Origin of the sequence: Jeongeupia sp. USM3, assembly GCF_001808185.1 — a bacterium.
GTDB lineage: Bacteria > Pseudomonadota > Gammaproteobacteria > Burkholderiales > Chitinibacteraceae > Jeongeupia.
Window position 1 is genome coordinate 2,218,627 of record NZ_CP017668.1, and the last position, 19,902, is coordinate 2,238,528.

Annotated in this window: 16 protein-coding genes and 1 tRNA gene; 7 read left to right on the plus strand and 10 right to left on the minus strand. The window is 61.3% G+C overall.

The window, feature by feature from the left end; genetic code table 11:
• Window positions 1–68: 68 nt before the first annotated feature.
• The 5 genes from BJP62_RS10485 to cysN all read left to right on the plus strand — a co-directional run bounded on the left by BJP62_RS10485 (window position 69) and on the right by cysN (window position 5,380).
• A complete protein-coding gene (locus BJP62_RS10485) occupies window positions 69–1,325 on the plus strand; it encodes a glutamate-5-semialdehyde dehydrogenase (RefSeq protein ID WP_070529587.1) in 1,257 nt (418 codons plus the stop codon).
• A gap of 197 nt (window positions 1,326–1,522) precedes the next feature.
• A complete protein-coding gene (nadD, locus tag BJP62_RS10490) occupies window positions 1,523–2,158 on the plus strand; it encodes a nicotinate-nucleotide adenylyltransferase (protein WP_070529588.1) in 636 nt (211 codons plus the stop codon).
• Window positions 2,159–2,165: 7 nt separating this feature from the next.
• Window positions 2,166–2,537 (plus strand): ribosome silencing factor, encoded by a 372-nt coding sequence (rsfS, locus tag BJP62_RS10495; RefSeq protein ID WP_070529589.1) that lies wholly within the window; start codon window positions 2,166–2,168, stop codon window positions 2,535–2,537.
• Between the two features lie 302 nt (window positions 2,538–2,839).
• A complete protein-coding gene (cysD, locus tag BJP62_RS10500) occupies window positions 2,840–3,766 on the plus strand; it encodes a sulfate adenylyltransferase subunit CysD (protein ID WP_070529590.1) in 927 nt (308 codons plus the stop codon).
• A 171-nt stretch (window positions 3,767–3,937) separates the two neighbouring features.
• On the plus strand, window positions 3,938–5,380 hold the full coding sequence (gene cysN, locus BJP62_RS10505) for a sulfate adenylyltransferase subunit CysN (RefSeq protein ID WP_070529591.1): 1,443 nt from the start codon (window positions 3,938–3,940) through the stop codon (window positions 5,378–5,380).
• Window positions 5,381–5,405: 25 nt separating this feature from the next.
• On the opposite strand, the gene BJP62_RS18025 is transcribed toward cysN, so the two are convergent.
• The 5 genes from BJP62_RS18025 to BJP62_RS19245 form a co-directional block, all read right to left on the minus strand.
• Window positions 5,406–6,296, minus strand: a complete 891-nt coding sequence (locus BJP62_RS18025) for a spermidine synthase (protein ID WP_168163827.1) — start codon at window positions 6,294–6,296, stop codon at window positions 5,406–5,408.
• Window positions 6,281–6,922 carry a hypothetical protein gene (locus BJP62_RS18415; RefSeq protein WP_145927170.1) on the minus strand — a complete coding sequence of 214 codons (642 nt, stop codon included), beginning with the start codon at window positions 6,920–6,922 and terminating at the stop codon, window positions 6,281–6,283. Before BJP62_RS18415 ends, BJP62_RS18025 begins: the two co-directional genes overlap by 16 nt.
• Window positions 6,922–7,533, minus strand: coding sequence for a fused MFS/spermidine synthase (locus BJP62_RS10520; RefSeq protein WP_070529594.1), 612 nt, complete (start codon window positions 7,531–7,533; stop codon window positions 6,922–6,924). The genes BJP62_RS18415 and BJP62_RS10520 overlap by 1 nt, the downstream gene beginning before the upstream one ends.
• 22 nt (window positions 7,534–7,555) lie before the next feature.
• Complete coding sequence (locus BJP62_RS18030; RefSeq protein WP_236943707.1) at window positions 7,556–9,247, minus strand: phosphoethanolamine transferase; 1,692 nt, start codon at window positions 9,245–9,247, stop codon at window positions 7,556–7,558.
• 74 nt (window positions 9,248–9,321) lie between these two features.
• Window positions 9,322–9,822, minus strand: a complete 501-nt coding sequence (locus BJP62_RS19245) for a prepilin-type N-terminal cleavage/methylation domain-containing protein (protein WP_070529596.1) — start codon at window positions 9,820–9,822, stop codon at window positions 9,322–9,324.
• 167 nt (window positions 9,823–9,989) lie between these two features.
• Between BJP62_RS19245 and BJP62_RS10535 the strand changes: the two genes are divergently transcribed.
• A tRNA-Thr gene (locus BJP62_RS10535) sits at window positions 9,990–10,065 on the plus strand.
• Between the two features lie 168 nt (window positions 10,066–10,233).
• Here BJP62_RS10535 and BJP62_RS10540 read toward each other — a convergent pair.
• Window positions 10,234–11,397, minus strand: a complete 1,164-nt coding sequence (locus BJP62_RS10540) for a nitronate monooxygenase family protein (RefSeq protein WP_070529597.1) — start codon at window positions 11,395–11,397, stop codon at window positions 10,234–10,236.
• A gap of 201 nt (window positions 11,398–11,598) precedes the next feature.
• The gene (gene katG, locus BJP62_RS10545; protein ID WP_070529598.1) at window positions 11,599–13,788 is read right to left on the minus strand and encodes a catalase/peroxidase HPI; all 2,190 of its coding nucleotides are present in this window, start codon (window positions 13,786–13,788) and stop codon (window positions 11,599–11,601) included.
• Between the two features lie 442 nt (window positions 13,789–14,230).
• Here katG and BJP62_RS10550 point away from each other — a divergent pair, with 442 nt between their 5' ends.
• Window positions 14,231–15,922, plus strand: a complete 1,692-nt coding sequence (locus BJP62_RS10550; RefSeq protein WP_070529599.1) for a SulP family inorganic anion transporter — start codon at window positions 14,231–14,233, stop codon at window positions 15,920–15,922.
• 715 nt (window positions 15,923–16,637) lie between these two features.
• Here BJP62_RS10550 and BJP62_RS10555 read toward each other — a convergent pair.
• The 3 genes from BJP62_RS10555 to BJP62_RS10565 all read right to left on the minus strand — a co-directional run bounded on the left by BJP62_RS10555 (window position 16,638) and on the right by BJP62_RS10565 (window position 19,807).
• Window positions 16,638–17,384: an anaerobic ribonucleoside-triphosphate reductase activating protein gene (locus tag BJP62_RS10555; protein WP_236943597.1), complete on the minus strand. Its 747-nt coding sequence runs from the start codon at window positions 17,382–17,384 to the stop codon at window positions 16,638–16,640.
• A gap of 70 nt (window positions 17,385–17,454) precedes the next feature.
• Window positions 17,455–17,640, minus strand: coding sequence for an anaerobic ribonucleoside-triphosphate reductase (nrdD, locus tag BJP62_RS10560; RefSeq protein WP_070529600.1), 186 nt, complete (start codon window positions 17,638–17,640; stop codon window positions 17,455–17,457).
• A gap of 169 nt (window positions 17,641–17,809) precedes the next feature.
• On the minus strand, window positions 17,810–19,807 hold the full coding sequence (locus tag BJP62_RS10565) for a ribonucleoside triphosphate reductase (protein WP_070529601.1): 1,998 nt from the start codon (window positions 19,805–19,807) through the stop codon (window positions 17,810–17,812).
• Window positions 19,808–19,902: the final 95 nt, after the last annotated feature.

Below are 19,902 nucleotides of genomic sequence, written 5' to 3' on the forward strand. Positions count from 1 at the left end.
TGTTGCCGAGCACCGCGTGACGCCGCCTCGGATTCGCACAGCCGCTTTGCCGATTGGAGTATGCCGCGATGGATATCAAGCAATACATGCACGACGTCGGCCGCAAGGCCCGCGCCGCCAGCCGTGAAATGGCCAAGGCCAGTACCGGCGCCAAGAACCGTGCGCTCGAAGCGATTGCCGACGCCGTCGTCCGTGAGGCCGCAGCGCTGCTGGCCGCCAATGCCCGGGACATGGACCAGGCGCGTGCCGACGGCCTCGACGCCGCACTGCTCGACCGGCTGCAGCTGAGCGACAAGACCATCGCGACCATGGCCGAAGGCCTGCGCCAGATCGCCGCACTGCCCGATCCGATCGGCAATATGGGCGACTTCAAGTACCGGCCCTCCGGCATCCAGGTCGGCAAGATGCGCGTGCCGCTCGGCGTGATCGGCATCATCTACGAAGCCCGCCCGAACGTCACCGCCGACGCCGCCGGCCTGTGCATCAAGTCCGGCAACGCGACGATCCTGCGCGGCGGCCGCGAGGCCTTCCACTGCAATCAGGCGATCGCCAGGCTGGTCAAGGAAGGCCTTGAAACCGCCGGCCTGCCGGCCGCAGCGGTGCAGATCGTCGAGACGCCCGATCGCGCCGCGGTCGGCGAGCTGATCACGATGACCGAGTTCGTCGACGTGATCGTGCCGCGCGGCGGCAAGGGGCTGATCGCGCGGATCGCCGCCGATGCGCGCGTGCCGGTGATCAAGCATCTCGACGGCATCTGCCACGTCTACATCGACGACGAGGCCGATCCGGAAAAGGCGCTCCGCATTGCCGACAACGCCAAGACGCACCGCTACGGCACCTGCAACACGATGGAAACGCTGCTGGTCAACGCCACCGTCGCCGAGCTGATCCTGCCGCCTCTGGCCGAGATCTACCGCGCCAAGGGCGTCGAGCTGCGCGGCTGCGCCGCGACGCGCGACATCCTGCCGGGCATTGTCGCCGCGACCATTGATGACTGGGCGACCGAGTACCTGGCGCCGATCCTGGCGATCAGGGTCGTTGCCGACATGGACGAGGCGATCGACCACATCAACAGCTACGGCTCGCACCATACCGACGCGATCGTCACCGAGAACTACACCAAATCGCGGCGCTTCCTGCGTGAAGTCGACTCGGCGTCGGTGATGGTCAATGCATCGACGCGTTTCGCCGACGGCTTCGAGTACGGCCTTGGCGCCGAGATCGGCATCTCGACCGACAAGATCCACGCCCGCGGCCCGGTCGGCCTCGAAGGGCTGACCAGCGAGAAGTGGATCGTGTTCGGCGACGGCGAAGTTCGCGTCTGAACCCATCCCATTAGGCGACCGCGCCTTCGCATTTTGACCCCGTCCGGTGCTCGAAATCCTCATGGACCACATGTCCATTCCGGTTTCTGCGCTCCGGGCGAGATCAAACTGCCTTGGCTCGCTCGCCTACTGGGATAGGTCCTCACCCCGTGAGATACGCATCGGCCCGCCGTATGGCGGGCCGTTTTTTTGGGAAAATGATGAAGACCCTCGGCATCTACGGCGGCAGCTTCGACCCGATCCACAACGGCCACCTCGCGTTCGCGCGCTGCCTGCGTGACGCCTTCGCGCTGCCCGAAGTCCGGCTGGTCCCGACCGGCCTGCCGCCGCACCGCGCCGAACTGCGCGTGTCGCCGCAACAACGGCTGGACTGGGTGCGGCTGGCGATCACCGCTGAACCGGGCCTCGTCGCCGACGACCGCGAAGTGCGGCGCACCGGCTACAGCTATACCGTCGACACGCTGGCCGAGCTGCAGGCCGAGCAGCCCGACGCGCTGCTGGTGTGGCTGATCGGCGCCGACTCGCTCGCCGGCCTGCCGGGCTGGCACCGCTGGCGCGAACTGCTCGAGCTTGGCCACCTGGTCGTTGCGGCCCGGCCGGGCTTCGAATTCGACCGGTTGTCCGGCGAAATCGGCCGTGAATATGCCAAACGGCTGGTAACAGCCGCACCCGAAGCGCTGGCTCGCGGTAAAATCAGCCGATTACCGAGCCCGCTGACGACGATTTCGTCAACCGAACTGCGCGACAGACTCGCGCGCGGCGACGATGTGTCGGCGCTGACGCCGATCCACGCCGAACTCGCCGCCAGCGGCCTCTACCGGACTACTTCCTAGGAAAAGCATGAACGAACTGACCCAAGCGATGCGCGACGTGGCCGTTGCGGCGCTCGAAGACATCAAGGGCAAGGACATCCTCGCCCTCGATACCACCGAACTGACCGACCTGTTCGACTGCATGGTCGTCTGCTCGGGCGACTCCAACCGCCAGGTGCGCGCACTCGCCAACAACGTCGCCGTCGAACTCAAGGCCAAGGGCTACGACATCGTCGGCACCGAAGGCGAAGAAAGCGGCGACTGGGTGCTGGTCGACGCCGGCGAACTCGTCGTCCACGTGATGCTGCCGGCGGTACGCGACTACTACAATCTGGAACAGCTGTGGGGCGGCCAGAAGCCGACCTTCAACCCGCTCGGCAAGAGCTGGACCGCGGTCTGATCGCCACCGCGATCCACCCCCGAAAGCCCGGCCCAGCCGGGCTTTTTGCTGCCTGCCGTCCGGACGAAAGAGCGGCTGGCAAGGCGTACGAAACGCCCCGCAGGGACGCCCCAGGCTCGCAACGGGACACGTGGTACGGCCAGCGAGTACAACGCAGCCGGCAGCGTTTGGGGGGCCGCTTTGCATGGAGAACGCTTCCCATATCCTTATAACCAGCGAATCTTTCTGCGCTGGTTTTATTACGGTAGATTCGGCCTTATTCCGTATTGTCCCGGCCCGTTGCGGGCCCGCCGTGGAGCACCATGAACCTTGTAAGTGAAGCGAGGCTGACTCACCTCAAGCAGCTCGAAGCCGAGTCGATCCACATCATCCGCGAGGTCGCGGCCGAGTTCGACAACCCGGTGATGCTGTACTCGATCGGCAAGGATTCGGCGGTGATGCTGCACCTGGCCAAGAAGGCGTTCGCGCCGGGCAAGCCACCGTTTCCGCTGATGCACGTCGACACGACCTGGAAGTTCCAGGACATGTACAAGCTGCGCGACAAGCAGAAGGCCGAGGGCTGGAACCTGATCACCCACGTGAACGAGGAAGGCGTGAAGGCCGGCATCAACCCGTTCACCGCCGGCTCCGCCAAGCATACCGACGTGATGAAGACCGAGGGGCTGAAGCAGGCGCTGAACAAGTACGGTTTCGACGCCGCCTTCGGTGGCGCGCGCCGCGACGAGGAAAAGAGCCGCGCCAAGGAGCGCGTCTACAGCTTCCGCGACAAGAATCACCGCTGGGACCCGAAGAACCAGCGCCCCGAGCTGTGGAACATCTACAACTCGCGCATCGACAAGGGCGAATCGATCCGGGTATTCCCGATCTCGAACTGGACCGAGCTCGACATCTGGCAATACATCTATCTCGAGAACATCGAGATCGTGCCGCTGTACTACTCGGCCGAACGCGAAGTCGTCGACTACAACGGCACGCTGGTGATGATCGACGACGACCGCATCCTGCAGTACCTGACGCCGGAACAGAAGGCGACGATCCGCAAGGAATGGGTGCGCTTCCGCACGCTGGGCTGTTACCCGCTGACCGGCGCGGTGATCTCGAAGGCGCAGACCCTGCCGGAAATCATCCAGGAGATGCTGCTGACCACCACCTCCGAGCGTCAGGGCCGCACCATCGACCACGACAGCGCCGGGTCGATGGAGAAGAAAAAAATGGAAGGCTACTTCTAAAACTTGCCCATCCACTTGCTGCGCGGCGCCATGCCGGCGTCGCGCGCTCCTCGCCATCCTCACGTACCGTTTGTACGTTCCGGTGGCTGCGGTGCTGACTCCTTGGCCTGACGCCGCTCGCGGCGTGGCTAAACAAGTTTGGCTCGAATACACGGAATTACGGAACCGACCATGTCCCACCAATCCGACCTGATCGCCAGCGACATCCTCGCTTACCTCAAGCAGCACGAGAACAAGGACCTGCTGCGCTTCATCACCTGCGGCAACGTCGACGACGGCAAATCGACGCTAATCGGCCGGCTGCTGCACGATTCGAAGCTGATCTTCGAAGACCACCTGGCCGCGATCAAGAAAGACAGCCAGAAGTACAACACCACCGACGAAGAGTTTGACCTCGCGCTGCTGGTCGACGGCCTGCAGGCCGAGCGCGAGCAGGGCATCACCATCGACGTCGCCTACCGCTATTTCAGCACCGAGAAGCGCAAATTCATCATCGCCGACTGCCCGGGCCACGAGCAGTACACCCGCAATATGGCAACCGGCGCATCGACCAGCAACTTGGCCATCATCCTGATCGACGCCCGCTACGGCGTGCAGACGCAGACGCGGCGCCACAGCTTCATCGTCTCGCTGCTCGGCATCAAGCATGTCATCGTCGCGGTCAACAAGATGGACCTGGTCGATTTCAGCGAGGCACGCTTCAACGAGATCAAGATGGAGTACCTCAAGTTCGCCGAAGAGCTGGCGATCGACGACATCCGCTTCGTGCCGATCTCGGCGCTCAAGGGCGACAACGTCGTCAACGCCTCGACCCGCGCGCCGTGGTACGACGGCGCGACGCTGATGGGCCTGCTGGAAAGCGTGCAGGTCAGCAAGAACGCCAAGCTCGACGCGTTCCGGCTGCCGGTGCAGTACGTCAACCGCCCCAACCTCGACTTCCGCGGCTTCTGCGGCACCATCGCCGCCGGTCACGTCGTCCCCGGCGACGAAGTCGTCGCACTGCCGTCGGGCAAGTCGAGCAAGGTCAAGGCCATCGTCACCTACGAGGGCGAACAGCCCGCGGCCTTCGCCGGCCAGGCGATCACGCTGACGCTCGAAGACGAAATCGACGTAAGCCGCGGCGATCTGCTGGTGCGCGCGCAGGATGCACAACCGCAAGTTGCCTCGGCGTTCAGTGCCCATGTCGTGTGGATGAACGAAGCGCCGCTGCTGGTCGGCAAGGAATACCAGTTCAAGCTCGCCGGCAAGAGCGTCTACGGCCGCGTCAGCCGAATCGAGCACCGGATCGACGTCAACACGCTCGCCAAAGTGTCGGTCGATTCACTGCAACTGAACGAAATCGCCCTTGTCACCCTCGAAACCAGCGCCCCGGTCGTCTTCGACCCCTACACCGCCTGCCGCGGCACCGGTTCGTTCATCGTGATTGATCGGCTTTCCAACGCGACCGCCGGTGCGGGAATGATCGTCGCGGCAGCCGAATCGCAGGGTGTGAGCAGTGATGCGGATGAGCTGACGAGGTTGCGGGCGTTTGAGGTGGAGTTGAATGCGCTGGTGCGGAAGTATTTTCCGCATTGGGAAACGTTGGACATAACAGCGAGACATCATGAAAAATAAAGAAACGGGCCGATGGCCCGTTTCTTTATTCAACGCTTAGTAGCGATCTACCGTATTTGAATTCCGTCAGCATGTTTTCTTCGGTAATGACACGCAAGCGACGCCCGCTTTTCTGCTCAACATCCGTAACATTCAGTATCGGCTCGCTCGAAATAATCTTTGCGAGGGTCTTGGAATAATCAACTTCCTCACGAAAATTACCGCTCGTCGTCCAGTCAATTTTTCCAAGAAGAGCCTCCATCGTCGCTGTAGCAATCGGTATCTCCAGAGAGCTGTCACTAGCAAAAATAAAGTTCCGATACTGGAATGTATATTTGAATGTACTGGAGGCGGTCGCGATTGAATCCGGTGACCAGGTACTGTTGAACGCAAAAACCCCGTCCTTCTTTAGATGAGCCCTGACAATTTCAGCAAAGCCCATCCCCAGTAAATTGCTCGAATAGGCTCGCCAATGGAAACTAGTATTCATTAATATGATGTCATACTGTTCATTCGAGGCATGAAGCCATTTTCTGCCATCGGCAAAATACAAGTTCACTTTTTCATCAACTAGCAACCCTGCTACCGATGCATACCTTTTAATTAGTTCCGCATAGCCGGGGTTGAGCTCGACAACATCAATTTTTTTCACATGTGGAAAATGACGAACAGCCTCTACCCACGCCCCGCCACTTAGGCCTATGACGAGTATATTGCTTGCTTCTGGTCTTAAGAGATAACTAACGTACGCTCGATCAATTTTATTGCTATTCAGAGCAACATCCGTATTGATTCTGCCATCGTACACATTACCACCGAAGATAACATCTCCAGCGCCAAGATTTCCAAGCGTATATATGATGCCATAACGATTTTCGATGAGATGGACTAGCGGCTCCTGTGCACCATGCTCGTTTCTGATTAAAGAAGGCAGCAAGACTGACGGTGATACCCCCCCCAGAAAAGAAGCACGAGCAAAGCAGCACAAGCACCGATGGAATTTATATATGCTTTCTGCCGATAAAAAATATACACACCCAGCAAGACCAGGCTACCACCAAGCAGCACGAATGCTTTTTGTATCCCTACAAAATCCAACAAAAAAAACCCCACAAACACGGGACCAAATGTCGCACCTAGCACATTTGCAAAATAGACGTTAGAGATGGACCGCCCCAGACTGGTTTTTTCGGCATTCATGCTTCCGAGATGATGCGCAATCGGAAAAACAACGCCTTTGAGCATTGCTCCAACAAATATCAACACCATGGTCGTTGGCAAAACCGGCCACAACTCGACCGAGATCGGGTAAAAAAAAGGCGTCAAAATATCAATGACGCCAGCCATGACCAGAAATTTTGCCGAAACCAGCATCAGATCAGAATTACCTGAACAGCACCTTCTTCCAATCCAAGAGCCTGCAGCAATCCCAAGCAGATAAGATAGCAGGACGATACTGAATGCTTGCGGCAACGAGAACAATCTGAACCCGACAAGTTTGGACCAAACAATTTCCAAACTCAGGCTGGTAAACCCACTCCAGAAGGCCAGAAATACAGGCATCACGCCTTCTCCTTGCTCAGATAAATCACCATCCCAATTGCAACTATGAAATTGCCTAAGGCAGCCACTCGGATTACATCGGCAATTGTCATGAAATTGAACGCAATAAACCCGGCAAAGACAACGCCCGCTGCCGCACCTACGGTATTTATCGTATAAAGCCCACCAATCGCCGACCCGACTTCACTCTTGTTTTTTGCAAAGTACGTAGTTAATAGTGGCAATGTCATTCCCATAAGAAATGTCGGCGGTAGTAGTAGAATAAAGTTCACCATCCCAGGCAACCACATACTATCGAGAGGCGTGACTTCACCAACCCAAAGAATGGCACGATGACTAATCAGGCCCAGCAAACACAATGCCAACTCTACGCCGACAAATACGTGAAGGCACCAACGCCCGGCTTTATCGGCAATTCGGCCACCAGCCCAGCCACCAATGCCCAATCCGGCCATGAATGCCGAGACCAGAACCGTAACTGAGTGAACATCAACACCAAAATTGGTAAACAGCAACCGTTGCCAACAAACCTGATACATCAAGCCTGAAATACCTGACAACATGAATGCAGATATGACGGACATCGGAATGGCTACGCGAGTCGTTTTCATTTCAATCTCCGGACTTTGATACCTAGAGAGGCTGGCACTGTAAATTGGACACGGCTTCGTCATAAGACACCGCTCGCTTCCCATTTACCATACGTTTTTCTTCTTTGAAACCCATCTCCGACAACGCCTTGTCACTACTCAGGCTTGCAGCACGGACGCCAGCCAACCACGACAAGCCATAAAATACAGACTGGGTTGATATTTTTTTACTTGCATTACTCTGCAACAGATTTACATCGCCAACACTGATATCGTAAAAAGCCTGATTGTAATAAATGATAGAGGGAACCTCTAAACTGCCGCGAGTTGAGTTTCCATGACCACGCAAAGCACAATCTGTTTGTTGCAAATCTTCACCATGATCTGATGCGTACCAAAAAAAGGCAGGGTTTTTTTGTGCAGAAAGCAGCTTTGCCACATCTGACAAAACTCGGTCAGTATATAGAATAGTATTGTCAAAGCTATTGCTAACCTCTTGCCGAGAAGAAGCGCTTTGCAGTGCAACGTCGCCAACATCGTTGAGAGAAGGTCGAAAAACATCATACTCACTCGGATAGCGATGTTTATAGTTCCAGTGACTCCCCAACATATGCAGCACCACAAAAACTCGCTGCTGCTTCCGTGCCAATATCTCCTCCAATTTTTTTACCAGCACACCGTCCATGCTGCCCGGACCACTGTATTCAGCCGGATTCAAATAGAAGCGTTCGTTGGCTTCTCCTGCGAACTGCGTAATTGGAGAGTCATAACGACCATACGTTTGCTGGTTAGAGATCCAATAGGTGTGAAACCCCGCCTCTCCAAACAAGGAAACGACGCTCTTCTCAGGGAAAACCATGCTGGAGGACAATGCCGGCTTTCTTGAAATCATCACGGGCACCGACATTCGTGTCGAATCCCACGGTGTCACCATGTCACGAAGAACTACCAAATTCTTGATTTTGGCCAGCTCCGGATTTGTTTCTCGTTGGTATCCGTATAATGACCAGCGATCTTTTCTGCTCGACTCGCCAATGATCAATACAACAATCTGCTTTTCTGACCCGACGTATCTAGCATTGAACTTGAAGCCCGCTTTTTCATGCATCACCAGCTGCATGTTTCGTCGTTCATCGACATAGCCCCAGAGTCTCAGGTAAATACCCGGGAAGTAAGTCTTTTTTACATCAACAAACACATCATTTGACATTTTGTCGGACAGTGCATCCGACGACAGTCCTAGTTCTTGAGGAAGCATTGTTATTTCATGTGCCAATGTCACGCCGACCAACGCACTGGCACTTAGCAGAAACAAGGCCAACCGCAACCTCTTGCGTGCCACACGCCATGTCCCCGCCCATTGGCATAACCAGATCACCCCGAACGCGCCACATGTGAAAACAGACAGGCAAAACAGACTTCCCCACGGGGAGAGGAACTCTACGATTTCCGCAAAATTGCTTTCGGCCAGAATGCCGTACAAATGTGAAGAACTGGGTCTTCGATAGTACCACAAATAAAATGCCTCAAATGGTGCGAGCAATGCAGCCGGCGCCAGAACCCATGCAATGTACTTCCATTGACCAATCACTGAAATCACAAAGAGAAGAACGAACAGAGAGATCGTCCATAGTGGAAATTCGCTATATGATATGTCTGACAAACAATAAGTCGCGACGTTGACTGCGACAAACATACCAGCAACGGCAATGCCGGCATATCGAAAGGCCGTCACTCGATTCAAGTCACTCTCCAAGATACAAAAAAAGCCCTCCTGAGCAGGAGGGCTTTTGAATGAACGCGTCTAGATTACGGCGAGGCCGAAGCAGAGACCGAGGTAGCTGCGCTGCGCTTGCAGTAGCCCTTGGCAATACAACCCGACGTGGAGTCTACATCCCAAACCAGGTTCTTCTCGCCACCAGCGCCCGTTACCGCAACAGCATCACCGGCCAAGATGTATGTATCGCCGGTAGCCAAACCTTTCTTAGCTTGCGGGATGACGGTAACCTTTACCGTACCGTCTGCACCGGCTGCGGCAGCAACCTCAACTTTGCCCACAACACCCGTGCCACCAGTAATATTTGCGGGAACGCCACCTGCACCAGCAGTACATTGAGTCAAGTCACCCTGCGTCGCATAGCATTCAGCAATCGCCAATTTGTACGGTGCAGCAGCTTGAATGATTTCAGTAAACGCGGCTTTGCGGGTATAGTTCTGATACGACGGAATCGCCACCGCAGCCAGAATACCGATGATCGCAACAACGATCATCAGTTCGATCAGGGTGAAGCCCTGTTGCATCTTTTTCATTTGCTCTTCTCCAACTTCTTTGAAGGGATAGCCTGGGTGGCCACTTCACGCAGCCACTTGGCGCGTGCCAGTACATAAGCAAGTGCTGTGCCAGCGGCGTGCACTTTGCACATTTCTGCGCGCGGGCCTTGGTCTCGGGGCCGGTTTTCCGTATAATCCGGCCCGTTGCCGTTGTAGCTCAGTCGGTAGAGCAACTGATTCGTAATCAGTAGGTCGAGTGTTCGATTCACTTCAACGGCACCAGGTACAGAAAAGGCCCGCAGCGATGCGGGCCTTTTGCTTTTCTGCCGTTCGGCAGCAAAGTAAAAGTGACAAAAATCGTCACCTTACTGACGTCCGGCGTCGCAGTCGGCGCCAACAACAAAGCCCGCATTCGCGGGCTTTGTGCTTTTACCTCGTCGGGCAGGACGCTCAGGCGCTGAGCCCGGCCGGCCTGTGGCCGGTCAGCAGGTAGTCCATCAGTTCCTTGACCGGGCGGATGGCGCTGCCGAAGGGCAGGTTTTCCGAGCCGCGGAAGAACAGGCCCTGGTTGACCTCGCCGCGCACGGCGGCCGCGAGCTTGAGGTCGATGCAGAACTGGCCGATCTTGGCGAGGCCGTCGCGGAAGCCGCAGACCGACAGGCAGTTCAGCGACTGGGTGCAGCGGCGCGGGTCGGCCTTGGCGTTGGCCTGGGCCTTGGCTTCCATCTTCAGGTATTTGGCGAGCCACGGTGTCTTCACCGCGCGGGCCGGCAGGCCGGCAACCGACATGAATTCGACAACGTCGGTCTTCTGCGCACCGGCGAGCACGTGCTTGAAATTGATGTGCGCGTCGCCTTCCTCGGCGACGGCGAAAGCGGTGCCGAGCTGGACGGCGTTGGCGCCGCAGCCGAGCAGGTGCGCAACCTTCTCGTGGCTGTTGATGCCGCCGGCGACGATCAGCGGGATCGGGTCGATTTCGAGCTTGGCGAACAGTTCGTGCGTCTCGGCGAGCACGCGTTCGAACTCGAACTTCTCGTCGTGGACGCCCTCGATCGTCGCGGCGCCGAGGTGGCCGCCGGCGTGCGCCGGGTGTTCGATGACGATGGCGTCGGGCAGCTTGCCCTTCTTCATCCAGCGCTTGAGCACGACGGCGATGCCGCGGCTGTCGGACAGGATCGGGATCAGCGCCACGTTCGGGTGGTCGGCGGTCATCTCGGGCAGGTCGAGCGGCAGGCCGGCGCCCATGACGATGGCGTCGGCGCCGGATTCGCACGCCTGGCGCACGTACTGCGCGTGGATGTCGACGGCCTTCATCACGTTGACGGCGATCATGCCGCGGCCCTGTGCGGTGTCCTTGGCCATGCGGATTTCGCGGTCAAGCGCGGTCAGGTTCAGCGCGTCGAGCGTGGCCTGGTCCTTGGTGGCTTCGCTTTGCGCCAGCAGGTCCGGGTGGTGGTGACGCAGGTCGACCGAGGCGATCGTGCCGACGCCGCCCTCGCAGGCGACCGCGCCGGCGAGCTTGTGCGCCGAGACGCCGACGCCCATGCCGCCCTGGACGATGGGCAAGAGCGATTTGCCCTTGATGATCAGCGGTTTGAAATGATGTGCAAGCATGCCGGTATCCTGTTTCAGTTCGTTGGGGCAATGCCCCTTTATGAGTGCAGCAAGTCTGACGTGCAGCCTCCCCGCCGACCTTGATCTGCATCAAGGCGTTCAGGACAGGGGCATGAGATGGCACGATTCACGCCGGCCCGCCAAAGGAAAACCGGCCTTGCGGCCGGTTTCCGGAGTGGCTTGCGTTTCGGCGCAGCGGTATCAGGCGAGGTCGAAGCGGTCGGCGTTCATCACCTTGGTCCAGGCGGCGACGAAGTCGCGGACAAACTTCTCCTGCGCGTCGCTCGACGCGTAGACCTCGGCCAGCGCCCGCAGCTGCGAGTTGGAACCGAACACCAGGTCGACGCGCGTCGCGGTCCATCTCAAAGCGCCGGTCTTGCGGTCACTTCCCTTGAACACGTCGGCGGCATCGGACACCGGCTGCCACACCGTGCCCATGTCGAGCAGGTTGACGAAGAAGTCGTTGCTCAGGGTGCCGGCCCGTTCGGTGAATACGCCGTGCTGGCTGTCGCTGGCACCCAGCACGCGCAGGCCGCCGACGAGCACGGTCATCTCGGGCGCGGTCAGCGTCAGCAGCTGCGCCCTGTCGACCAGCAGTTCCTCGGCCGGCACGCCGTATTGCGCCTTGAGATAGTTGCGGAAGCCGTCAGCCACCGGCTCGAGCGGCGCGAACGAAACGACGTCGGTCTGCTCCTGCGAGGCATCCATGCGGCCCGGCGAGAACGGCACCATCACCGCATGGCCGGCGTTCTTCGCCGCCTGTTCGACGCCGGCACAGCCGGCGAGCACGATCAGGTCGGCCAGCGAGACCTTCTTGCCACCGGACTGGTTGAATGCCTGCTGGATGCCTTCGAGCGTCTTGAGCACCGCCGCCAGCTGCGCCGGCTGGTTGACGTCCCAGTCCTTCTGCGGCGCCAGCCGGATGCGGGCGCCGTTGGCACCGCCGCGCTTGTCCGAGCCGCGGAAGGTCGACGCCGATGCCCAGGCGGTCGACACGAGCTGCGGCACGGTCAGCCCCGACGCCAGCACCTTGGCCTTGAGTGCGGCAACGTCCGATTCGTCGACCAGCGGGTGGTCGACCGCCGGGATCGGGTCCTGCCAGATCAGCGCTTCGGCCGGCACTTCCGGGCCGAGGTAGCGCGCACGCGGCCCCATGTCGCGGTGGGTGAGCTTGAACCAGGCGCGGGCAAAGGCGTCGGCAAACTCGTCCGGGTGCTCCATGAAGCGGCGGGAGATCTTCTCGTAGGCCGGATCGAAGCGCAGCGACAGGTCGGTGGTCAGCATGGTCGGCACGCGTTTCTTGGCCGGGTCGAACGGGTCCGGAATCGTTGCGCCGGCGCCCTTGGCGGTCCACTGGTGCGCACCGGCCGGGCTCTTGGTCAGCTCCCATTCGTAGCCGAACAGGTTCCAGAAGAAGTTGTTGCTCCACTTGGTCGGCGTCGTGGTCCAGACGACTTCCAGACCGCTGCCGATCGCATCGGCGCCCTTGCCGCTGCCGAAGCTGCTGTGCCAGCCCAGCCCCTGCGCCTCGAGGCCGGCAGCTTCGGGCTCGGCGCCGACGTGCGACGCCGGGCCGGCGCCGTGGGTCTTGCCGAAGGTATGGCCGCCGGCGATCAGCGCGACGGTTTCCTCGTCGCCCATCGCCATCCGGCCGAAGCTTTCGCGGATGTCCCTCGCCGCGGCAACCGGGTCCGGATTGCCGTTCGGGCCTTCCGGGTTCACGTAGATCAGCCCCATCTGCACGGCGGCGAGCGGGTTTTCCAGATCACGGTCGCCGGAATAGCGCTTGTCGTCGAGCCAGGTCTTCTCGGCGCCCCAGTAGGTGCTCTCGTCCGGCTCCCACACGTCCGGACGCCCGCCGCCGAAGCCGAAGGTCTTGAAGCCCATCGACTCGAGCGCGACGTTGCCGGCGAGCACCATCAGGTCGGCCCACGAAATCTGCCTGCCGTACTTCTGCTTGACCGGCCACAGCAGCCGGCGCGCCTTGTCGAGGTTGACGTTGTCCGGCCAGCTGTTCAGCGGCGCGAAGCGCTGCATGCCGCTGCCGGCACCGCCGCGGCCGTCGCCGACGCGGTAGGTCCCGGCGGCGTGCCACGCCATCCGGACCATCAGCCCGCCGTAGTGGCCGTAGTCGGCCGGCCACCAGTCCTGCGAGTCGGTCATCAGCGCCACCAGATCCTGCTTCAGCGCCTGGTAGTCGAGCTGCCTGAAGGCTTCGGCGTAGTTGAACGCCGGGTCCATCGGGTCGGACAGCGACGAATTCTGGTGCAGGATGCCCAGGTTGAGCTGGTTGGGCCACCAGTCGCGGTTGGACGGGCCGGCGCTAACCAGCTTGGTCTGCGCGCCGTGCATGACCGGACACTTGCCTTGGGTGTTGACGCTGCTGTTCATCGTATTCCTCCAACGATTGCACTGACGGAAATGAACGCCGCCAGGTAAGGGCCCTGGCGTGGATGAGGCGCTCGCGGTTTGAACTGTCGGCCTGCCGGCGGTCGGGCGATGCGGATGGATGGCAGGTGCCGGGTCGAACAGGGCCGCCGGCATCGGCTGACGCCTGCGGACCGGCCGTAGCTGGGACTGGCAAGCCGCCGGTACGTTCAGTACCAGCCGCTGTAATGGGCCCAGATGTCGGCCCAGTCGATCAGTTGCTTCATCGTGCACTCCCAGCGGTGGCGTGGCTCTGATTATTGTCAAACGCAATTACATACTGAAATTAAATATTTATTCACTATGAATAGCCGTGGACTATCTCCTGTTTGTTAGCCGATCCCGCCGGCACGGACAAGCGCCGGCAGCAGGTATGATGGTTTGTCCCCCGCCCGATGCGCCTGCAATGATCCTGAGTACCGTTCTGTCCCGCGTGATGCCGGGCCTGCCCGAGCTGATGAACTACCCGCGCCGGCACTGGCGCGCCGACGTCCAGGCCGGGCTGTCGGTCGCCGCGGTCGCGCTGCCGGTCGGCGTCGCCTACGCACAGCTCGCCGGCTTCAGCCCCATCGTCGGGCTGTACAGCACCATCCTGCCGATGATCGTCTACGCGCTGATGGGCTCGTCGCGCCAGCTCGTCGTCGGCCCCGATGCCGCAACGTGCGCGATGATCGCCGCAACGCTGACGCCGCTGGCCGTCCCCGGCAGCGAGCAGTACATGGGGCTGGCAGTCAGCCTGACCCTGATGGCCGGGCTGTTCTGCATGCTCGCCAGCCGCTTCCGGCTCGGCTTTCTGGCCGACTTCCTCTCCAGACCCATCCTCGCCGGCCTGCTCAACGGCGTGGCGATCAACATCGTCATCGGCCAGCTCGGCAAGATTTCCGGGCTGACACTGGCCGGCAAGGACGTGATCGGCCAGCTGCTGTCGCTGCTCGAGCAGCTCGGCCGCGTCCACTGGCCGACGCTCGCGCTGTCGCTGGCGACGATTGCCGCCTACTTCGCCGTCAAGTACCGGGTGCCGCGCGGGCCGGCAGCGCTGGTGGCAATGGCCGGCGCAACGCTGGCATCGGGCCTGTTCACGCTGTCGCAGTACGGCATCGCCGTGGTCGGCCCGCTGCCGTCGGGGCTGCCGCGGCTGGTCTGGCCGTCGCTGCCGCACGAGGCACTCGGCACGCTGGTGCCAGCCGCCGCAGCGCTGGCGCTGATCTCGTTCAGCAGCGCCATGCTCACCGGCCGCAGCTTTGCCGCCAAGAACGGCTACGACATCGACGCCAACCGCGAATTCCTCGCACTCGGCGCCGCCGACGTCGCCTCGGCGCTGAGCCAGGGCTTCGCCATCAGCGGCGCCGATTCGCGCACCGCGGTCAACGACGCCGCGGGCGGCCAGACGCGGATGGTGTCGATCGTCGGCGCCGGCGCGCTGCTGCTGGTGCTGCTGGTGCTGACCAAGCCGCTCGCCGTGCTGCCGATCGCCGCGCTCGGCGCGATCCTGATCGCGTCGGCAATCGGACTGATGGACCTGCGCGGGCTGATCGCGCTGCGCCGCTACAGCCGCGCCGAGTTCAACATCGCGCTGGCGACGCTGCTCGGCGTCGTCATCATCGGCGTCATGCCGGGCATCCTGATGGCGGTGGGGCTGGCGCTGCTGCGCTTCCTCGCCCAGATCGCCCGGCCGAGCGACCAGCTGTTCGGCCGGATCGGCGGTCACGACGGCTTCTACGAGCTGGCCCACTACCCGGATGCAAAGCCGGTGCCCGGGCTGCTGATCTACCGCTTCGAATCGCCGCTGACCTTCTTCAACGCCGACTACTTCCGCCAGCGGCTGCAGGCGCTGGTGCACGAGCAGCAGCCGCGCTGGGTGGTGATCGACGCGGTGTCGATCGGCGACGTCGACCTGACCGGCGCGATGGCGGTGCGCGAGCTGCAGAAACAGCTGGCCGAGCGCGGCATCGTGCTGGCACTGGCGGGGCGGACGGCGCAGATGCTCGAATGGCTGCGCCAGCGCGGCATCGCGGTCGAGAGCACCGGCATACGCTTCTACCCGTCGCGGCATGCGGCGCTGGCGGCGTATTGTGCGGAGACGGGGTGCGGGGGGTAGCGACAAGCTGCTTGCAGAGCAAGGCTTGGCGTTTAGCGCCTTCGGCGCGGTGTGAAAGGCGTTGACTGCCGGTTCCGCCCGGCAGACGTGATACTTTCTTTTGCTTCGCCAAAAGAAAGTATCCAAAGAAAAGGCGACCCCACATCCGCGCCCCTTCGGGGTGCCCTGTGCTGCTCAGTCGCCACGGCGGGAATCGCAAACTCGCTGCGCTCAAACAGCGATCCCCGACAGCCCCGTGCCGACTTGCGCTGCTCGGCGCTACTGAGGGGATCGGGGCGGCATGCTGATCCCGTACCGTTTGGCTATCGCATGGTGGTTTGGTTCAAGGTAAAAGGCCGCTATTTTCGAGCTACGGCGCTTGGTCCGCGACACCTTGAAGACCTGATGAATCAGGTTAACAGCCAACCACCGCAATCAACTGGTTACGTCATTCCGTTCTTTGACCGGTTGCATACCGTGAGGACCCCCTCAGTAGCGCCGAGCAGCACAGCCGAATGCGGGGCCTTCGGGGATCGCTGTCTGAGCGCAGCGAGTTTGCGATTCCCGCCGCGTTCGGCGAGCAGCGCAGGGAACCCGCGAAGCGGGCGCGGATGCGGGGGCGCCTTTTCTTTGGATACTTTCTTTTGGCGAAGCAAAAGAAAGTATCACGTCCGCCGGGCGGAACCGGCAATCAACGCCTTTCACACCGCGCCGAAGGCGCTTAACCCTAGCAGTGCTAATCGTTCCGCACGCAAAACCGCGCAAACTTCCCTGCAATCTCCGCCACCGTCTCCGCCGCCGGATACCCCGCCGGCAAGGGGTTGCTCCCCAGCAGCGCCGATTCGACCCCCTGCGGCCGGTAGCGCTGCAAGGCGTAATCCCGTACCCCAAGTCCGGCCAGCGTGTCGGTCAGCGCCAGCAAGGCCGCGTCGTCGTGCAGCTGCGGGTGGATCGTCGTCCGGCACTCGTACGCGACGCCCGACTCGATCAGCTGCTGCAGCGACGTCCGCGCCGGGTCGCCACTGCGTGGGACGAGGGTCACCTGCAGATAATCGGCAAAGCCCGTCTTGACGTCGAAACCGACCCAATCAAGATAGGGCAGGCAGTGCGCCAGCCGTGCCGGGTAGGCGCCGCCGGTGTGCAGCGCGGCCTTGAAGCCCATCGCCTGCACGTCGCGCAGCATCGCCGGCAGGTGCTTCTCGGCGAGCGGCTCGCCGCCGCAGAACACCACCGCGTCGAGCAGGCCGCGACGTTGTTCGAGCCAGACGAGGATCTCGGCCCAGACCGGTACGCCGGGCACCTGCTTGCGCGCCTGCAGGTGCGGGTTGTGGCAGTAGTGGCAGCGCCACGGGCAGCCGGCGAGGAAGACCACGCAGGCCAGCTCGCCCGGATAGTCGCAGCTCGAAAACGGCACGAACCCGCCGATCTTCGGCGGGTTCGGCAGGTCGCGGCTGTGATGCGCGACCGTTGCGGCTTCAGCCACGGCCCGCTTCGTTGAAGCAGGCTCGGCCGGATCAATCACGCCCCGGTTCGTTGAAGCGCGCCGGGTTAGATCAATCACGGCCCGGCTCGTTGAAGAAGGTGCGCTCGGCAAACTCGCCCTGCTTGCCGGTATTGAAGCTGGTCACCGGGCGGTGATAGCCCATCACGCGGGTCCACACTTCGCAGCGGGTGCGTTCTTCGTCGCGCAGTTGCACGTCGGCGGTGGCGAGCTGGGTCTGGATCGAGAGGTCGGTCATGGTGTTCTCCTTTTTTGGTCAACGATGGCCAGCCATGCTGGCTGGCCGTTTTCATATGTAAACCACGCACAAGCCCAGCGAAGCGGTGCTGGCAAGGCGTACGAAGCGCAGACAGTACAAATCCGTACGGCAAGCGAGTACAACGCAGCCAGCAGGGCTTGGGGGTGGTTTACTTGCAGCAGGCCGCCTGCTTCTTGGCCAGCAGGTCGGCGTCGCACTTCGGGCAGAACTCGTGGTGCCCGGCGAGGTAGCCGTGGGTCGGGCAGACCGAGAACGTCGGCGTCACGGTCAGGTAGGGCAGGCGGAAGCTCGACAGCGATTTCTTCACCAGCGCCTTGCACGCCGCGGCGCTGGATACCGCCTCGTTCATGTACAGGTGCAGCACGGTGCCGCCGGTGTACTTGCGCTGCAGCTCGTCCTGGCGCGACAGCGCTTCGAACGGGTCGTCGGTGAAGCCGACCGGCAGCTGGCTCGAGTTGGTGTAGTACGGCTGCGCGGCGGTGCCGGCCTGGATGATGTCCGGATAGCGCTTCCTGTCCTCACGGGCGAAGCGGTAGGTCGTGCCTTCGGCCGGCGTCGCCTCGAGGTTGTACAGGTGGCCGGTTTCCTCCTGGAATTCGGTCATCCGCGCGCGGATGTGGTCGAGCAGCCTCAGCGCCATCGCGTGGCCACGCGGGTCGGTGATGTCGAACGCGTCGCCGCTGAAGTTGCGGATCATCTCGTTGATGCCGTTGACCCCCAGCGTGCTGAAGTGGTTGCGCAAGGTGCCGAGGTAGCGCTTGGTGTACGGATACAGGCCGTTGTCGATCAGCCGCTGAATCACCTTGCGCTTGAGTTCGAGCGAGGTCTTGCCGATCTCCATCAGCGCGTCGATGCGGGCGAACAGCCCGGCCTCGTCACCGCGGAATTCAAAGCCCAGCCGCGCGCAGTTGATCGTCACCACGCCGAGCGAGCCGGTCTGCTCGGCCGAACCGAACAGGCCGTTGCCGCGCTTCAGCAGCTCGCGCAGGTCGAGCTGCAGCCGGCAGCACATCGAGCGGACCATGTTCGGCTGCAGCTCGGAATTGAGGAAGTTCTGGAAGTACGGCAGGCCGTACTTGGCGGTCATCTCGAACAGCAGCTCGGTGTTCGGGTGATCCCAGTCGAAATCCGGCGTGATGTTGTACGTCGGGATCGGGAACGTGAACGCGCGGCCCTTGGCGTCGCCCTCCATCATCACTTCGATGTAGGCGCGGTTGATCATCTCCATCTCGGCCTGCAGGTCGCCGTAGGCGAACGGCATTTCCTTGCCGCCGATGTAGGGGATCTGTTCCCTCAGGTCGTCCGGGCACACCCAGTCGAAGGTCAGGTTGGTGAACGGCGTCTGCGTGCCCCAGCGGCTCGGCACGTTGAGGTTGTAGATCAGCTCCTGGATATGCTGTTTGACCTCCACATACGACAGGCCGTCGACGCGGACGAATGGCGCCATATAGGTATCGAACGACGAGAACGCCTGCGCGCCGGCCCACTCGTTCTGCAAGGTGCCGAGGAAGTTGACGATCTGGCCGACCGCGCTGCTCATGTGCTTGGGCGGCGTCGCCTCGACCTTGCCCGGTACGCCGTTCAGCCCTTCGGTCAGCAGCACGCGCAGCGACCAGCCGGCGCAGTAGCCGGCGAGCATGTCGAGGTCGTGGACGTGGATCGCGCCCGAGCGGTGCGCCTCGCCGACTTCGGGCGGGTAGACGTGGTTGAGCCAGTAGTTGGCGATCACCTTGCCGCTGGTGTTGAGGATCAGCCCGCCGAGGCTGTAGCCCTGGTTGGCATTGGCGTTGACGCGCCAGTCCGAGCGGTCGAGGTACTCGTTGATGCTGGCGCCGACGTCGACGACGGTGCGGGTGTCGGCACGCAGCCGCGAATGCGCCTCGCGGTAGGCGATGTAGGCGCGCGCGGTCTTCAGGTGGCCGGCGCCGAGCAGCGTTTCCTCGACCGCATCCTGGATCGCCTCGATCGACGGCGTCGTGTCGGCGGACAGATGATTGAGCACCGTCACCGCGAGCGCATGCGCCCAGTCGGTGTCGAACTCGCCGCTGGCGCGGCCGGCGGCGGCGATGGCGCGGCCGATCTTCTCGGCGTCGAAAGCGACGATGCGGCCATCGCGCTTGATCACGTACTGGGGAGTGGGAGTCATCGGGCTTATCAACTTTTTATCAACAATTTATCAACATATGGTGCATATGCTGCGAATGGACACAATATATTGTGTTCAACCCGATGCCGCCGCCC

Excerpts from the sequence above, each read along its gene's own strand:
- BJP62_RS10485 (WP_070529587.1), top strand. The coding sequence starts at position 69 with ATGGATATCAAGCAATACATGCACGACGTCGGCCGCAAGGCCCGCGCC.
- cysN (WP_070529591.1), top strand. The coding sequence starts at position 3,938 with ATGTCCCACCAATCCGACCTGATCGCCAGCGACATCCTCGCTTACCTC.
- BJP62_RS10565 (WP_070529601.1), bottom strand. The coding sequence starts at position 19,807 with ATGACTCCCACTCCCCAGTACGTGATCAAGCGCGATGGCCGCATCGTC.
- BJP62_RS10520 (WP_070529594.1), bottom strand. The coding sequence starts at position 7,533 with ATGAAAACGACTCGCGTAGCCATTCCGATGTCCGTCATATCTGCATTC.
- BJP62_RS18415 (WP_145927170.1), bottom strand. The coding sequence starts at position 6,922 with ATGCCTGTATTTCTGGCCTTCTGGAGTGGGTTTACCAGCCTGAGTTTG.
- BJP62_RS10550 (WP_070529599.1), top strand. The coding sequence starts at position 14,231 with ATGATCCTGAGTACCGTTCTGTCCCGCGTGATGCCGGGCCTGCCCGAG.
- BJP62_RS19245 (WP_070529596.1), bottom strand. The coding sequence starts at position 9,822 with ATGAAAAAGATGCAACAGGGCTTCACCCTGATCGAACTGATGATCGTT.
- nadD (WP_070529588.1), top strand. The coding sequence starts at position 1,523 with ATGATGAAGACCCTCGGCATCTACGGCGGCAGCTTCGACCCGATCCAC.
- nrdD (WP_070529600.1), bottom strand. The coding sequence starts at position 17,640 with ATGACCGACCTCTCGATCCAGACCCAGCTCGCCACCGCCGACGTGCAA.
- cysD (WP_070529590.1), top strand. The coding sequence starts at position 2,840 with ATGAACCTTGTAAGTGAAGCGAGGCTGACTCACCTCAAGCAGCTCGAA.
- katG (WP_070529598.1), bottom strand. The coding sequence starts at position 13,788 with ATGAACAGCAGCGTCAACACCCAAGGCAAGTGTCCGGTCATGCACGGC.
- rsfS (WP_070529589.1), top strand. The coding sequence starts at position 2,166 with ATGAACGAACTGACCCAAGCGATGCGCGACGTGGCCGTTGCGGCGCTC.
- BJP62_RS10540 (WP_070529597.1), bottom strand. The coding sequence starts at position 11,397 with ATGCTTGCACATCATTTCAAACCGCTGATCATCAAGGGCAAATCGCTC.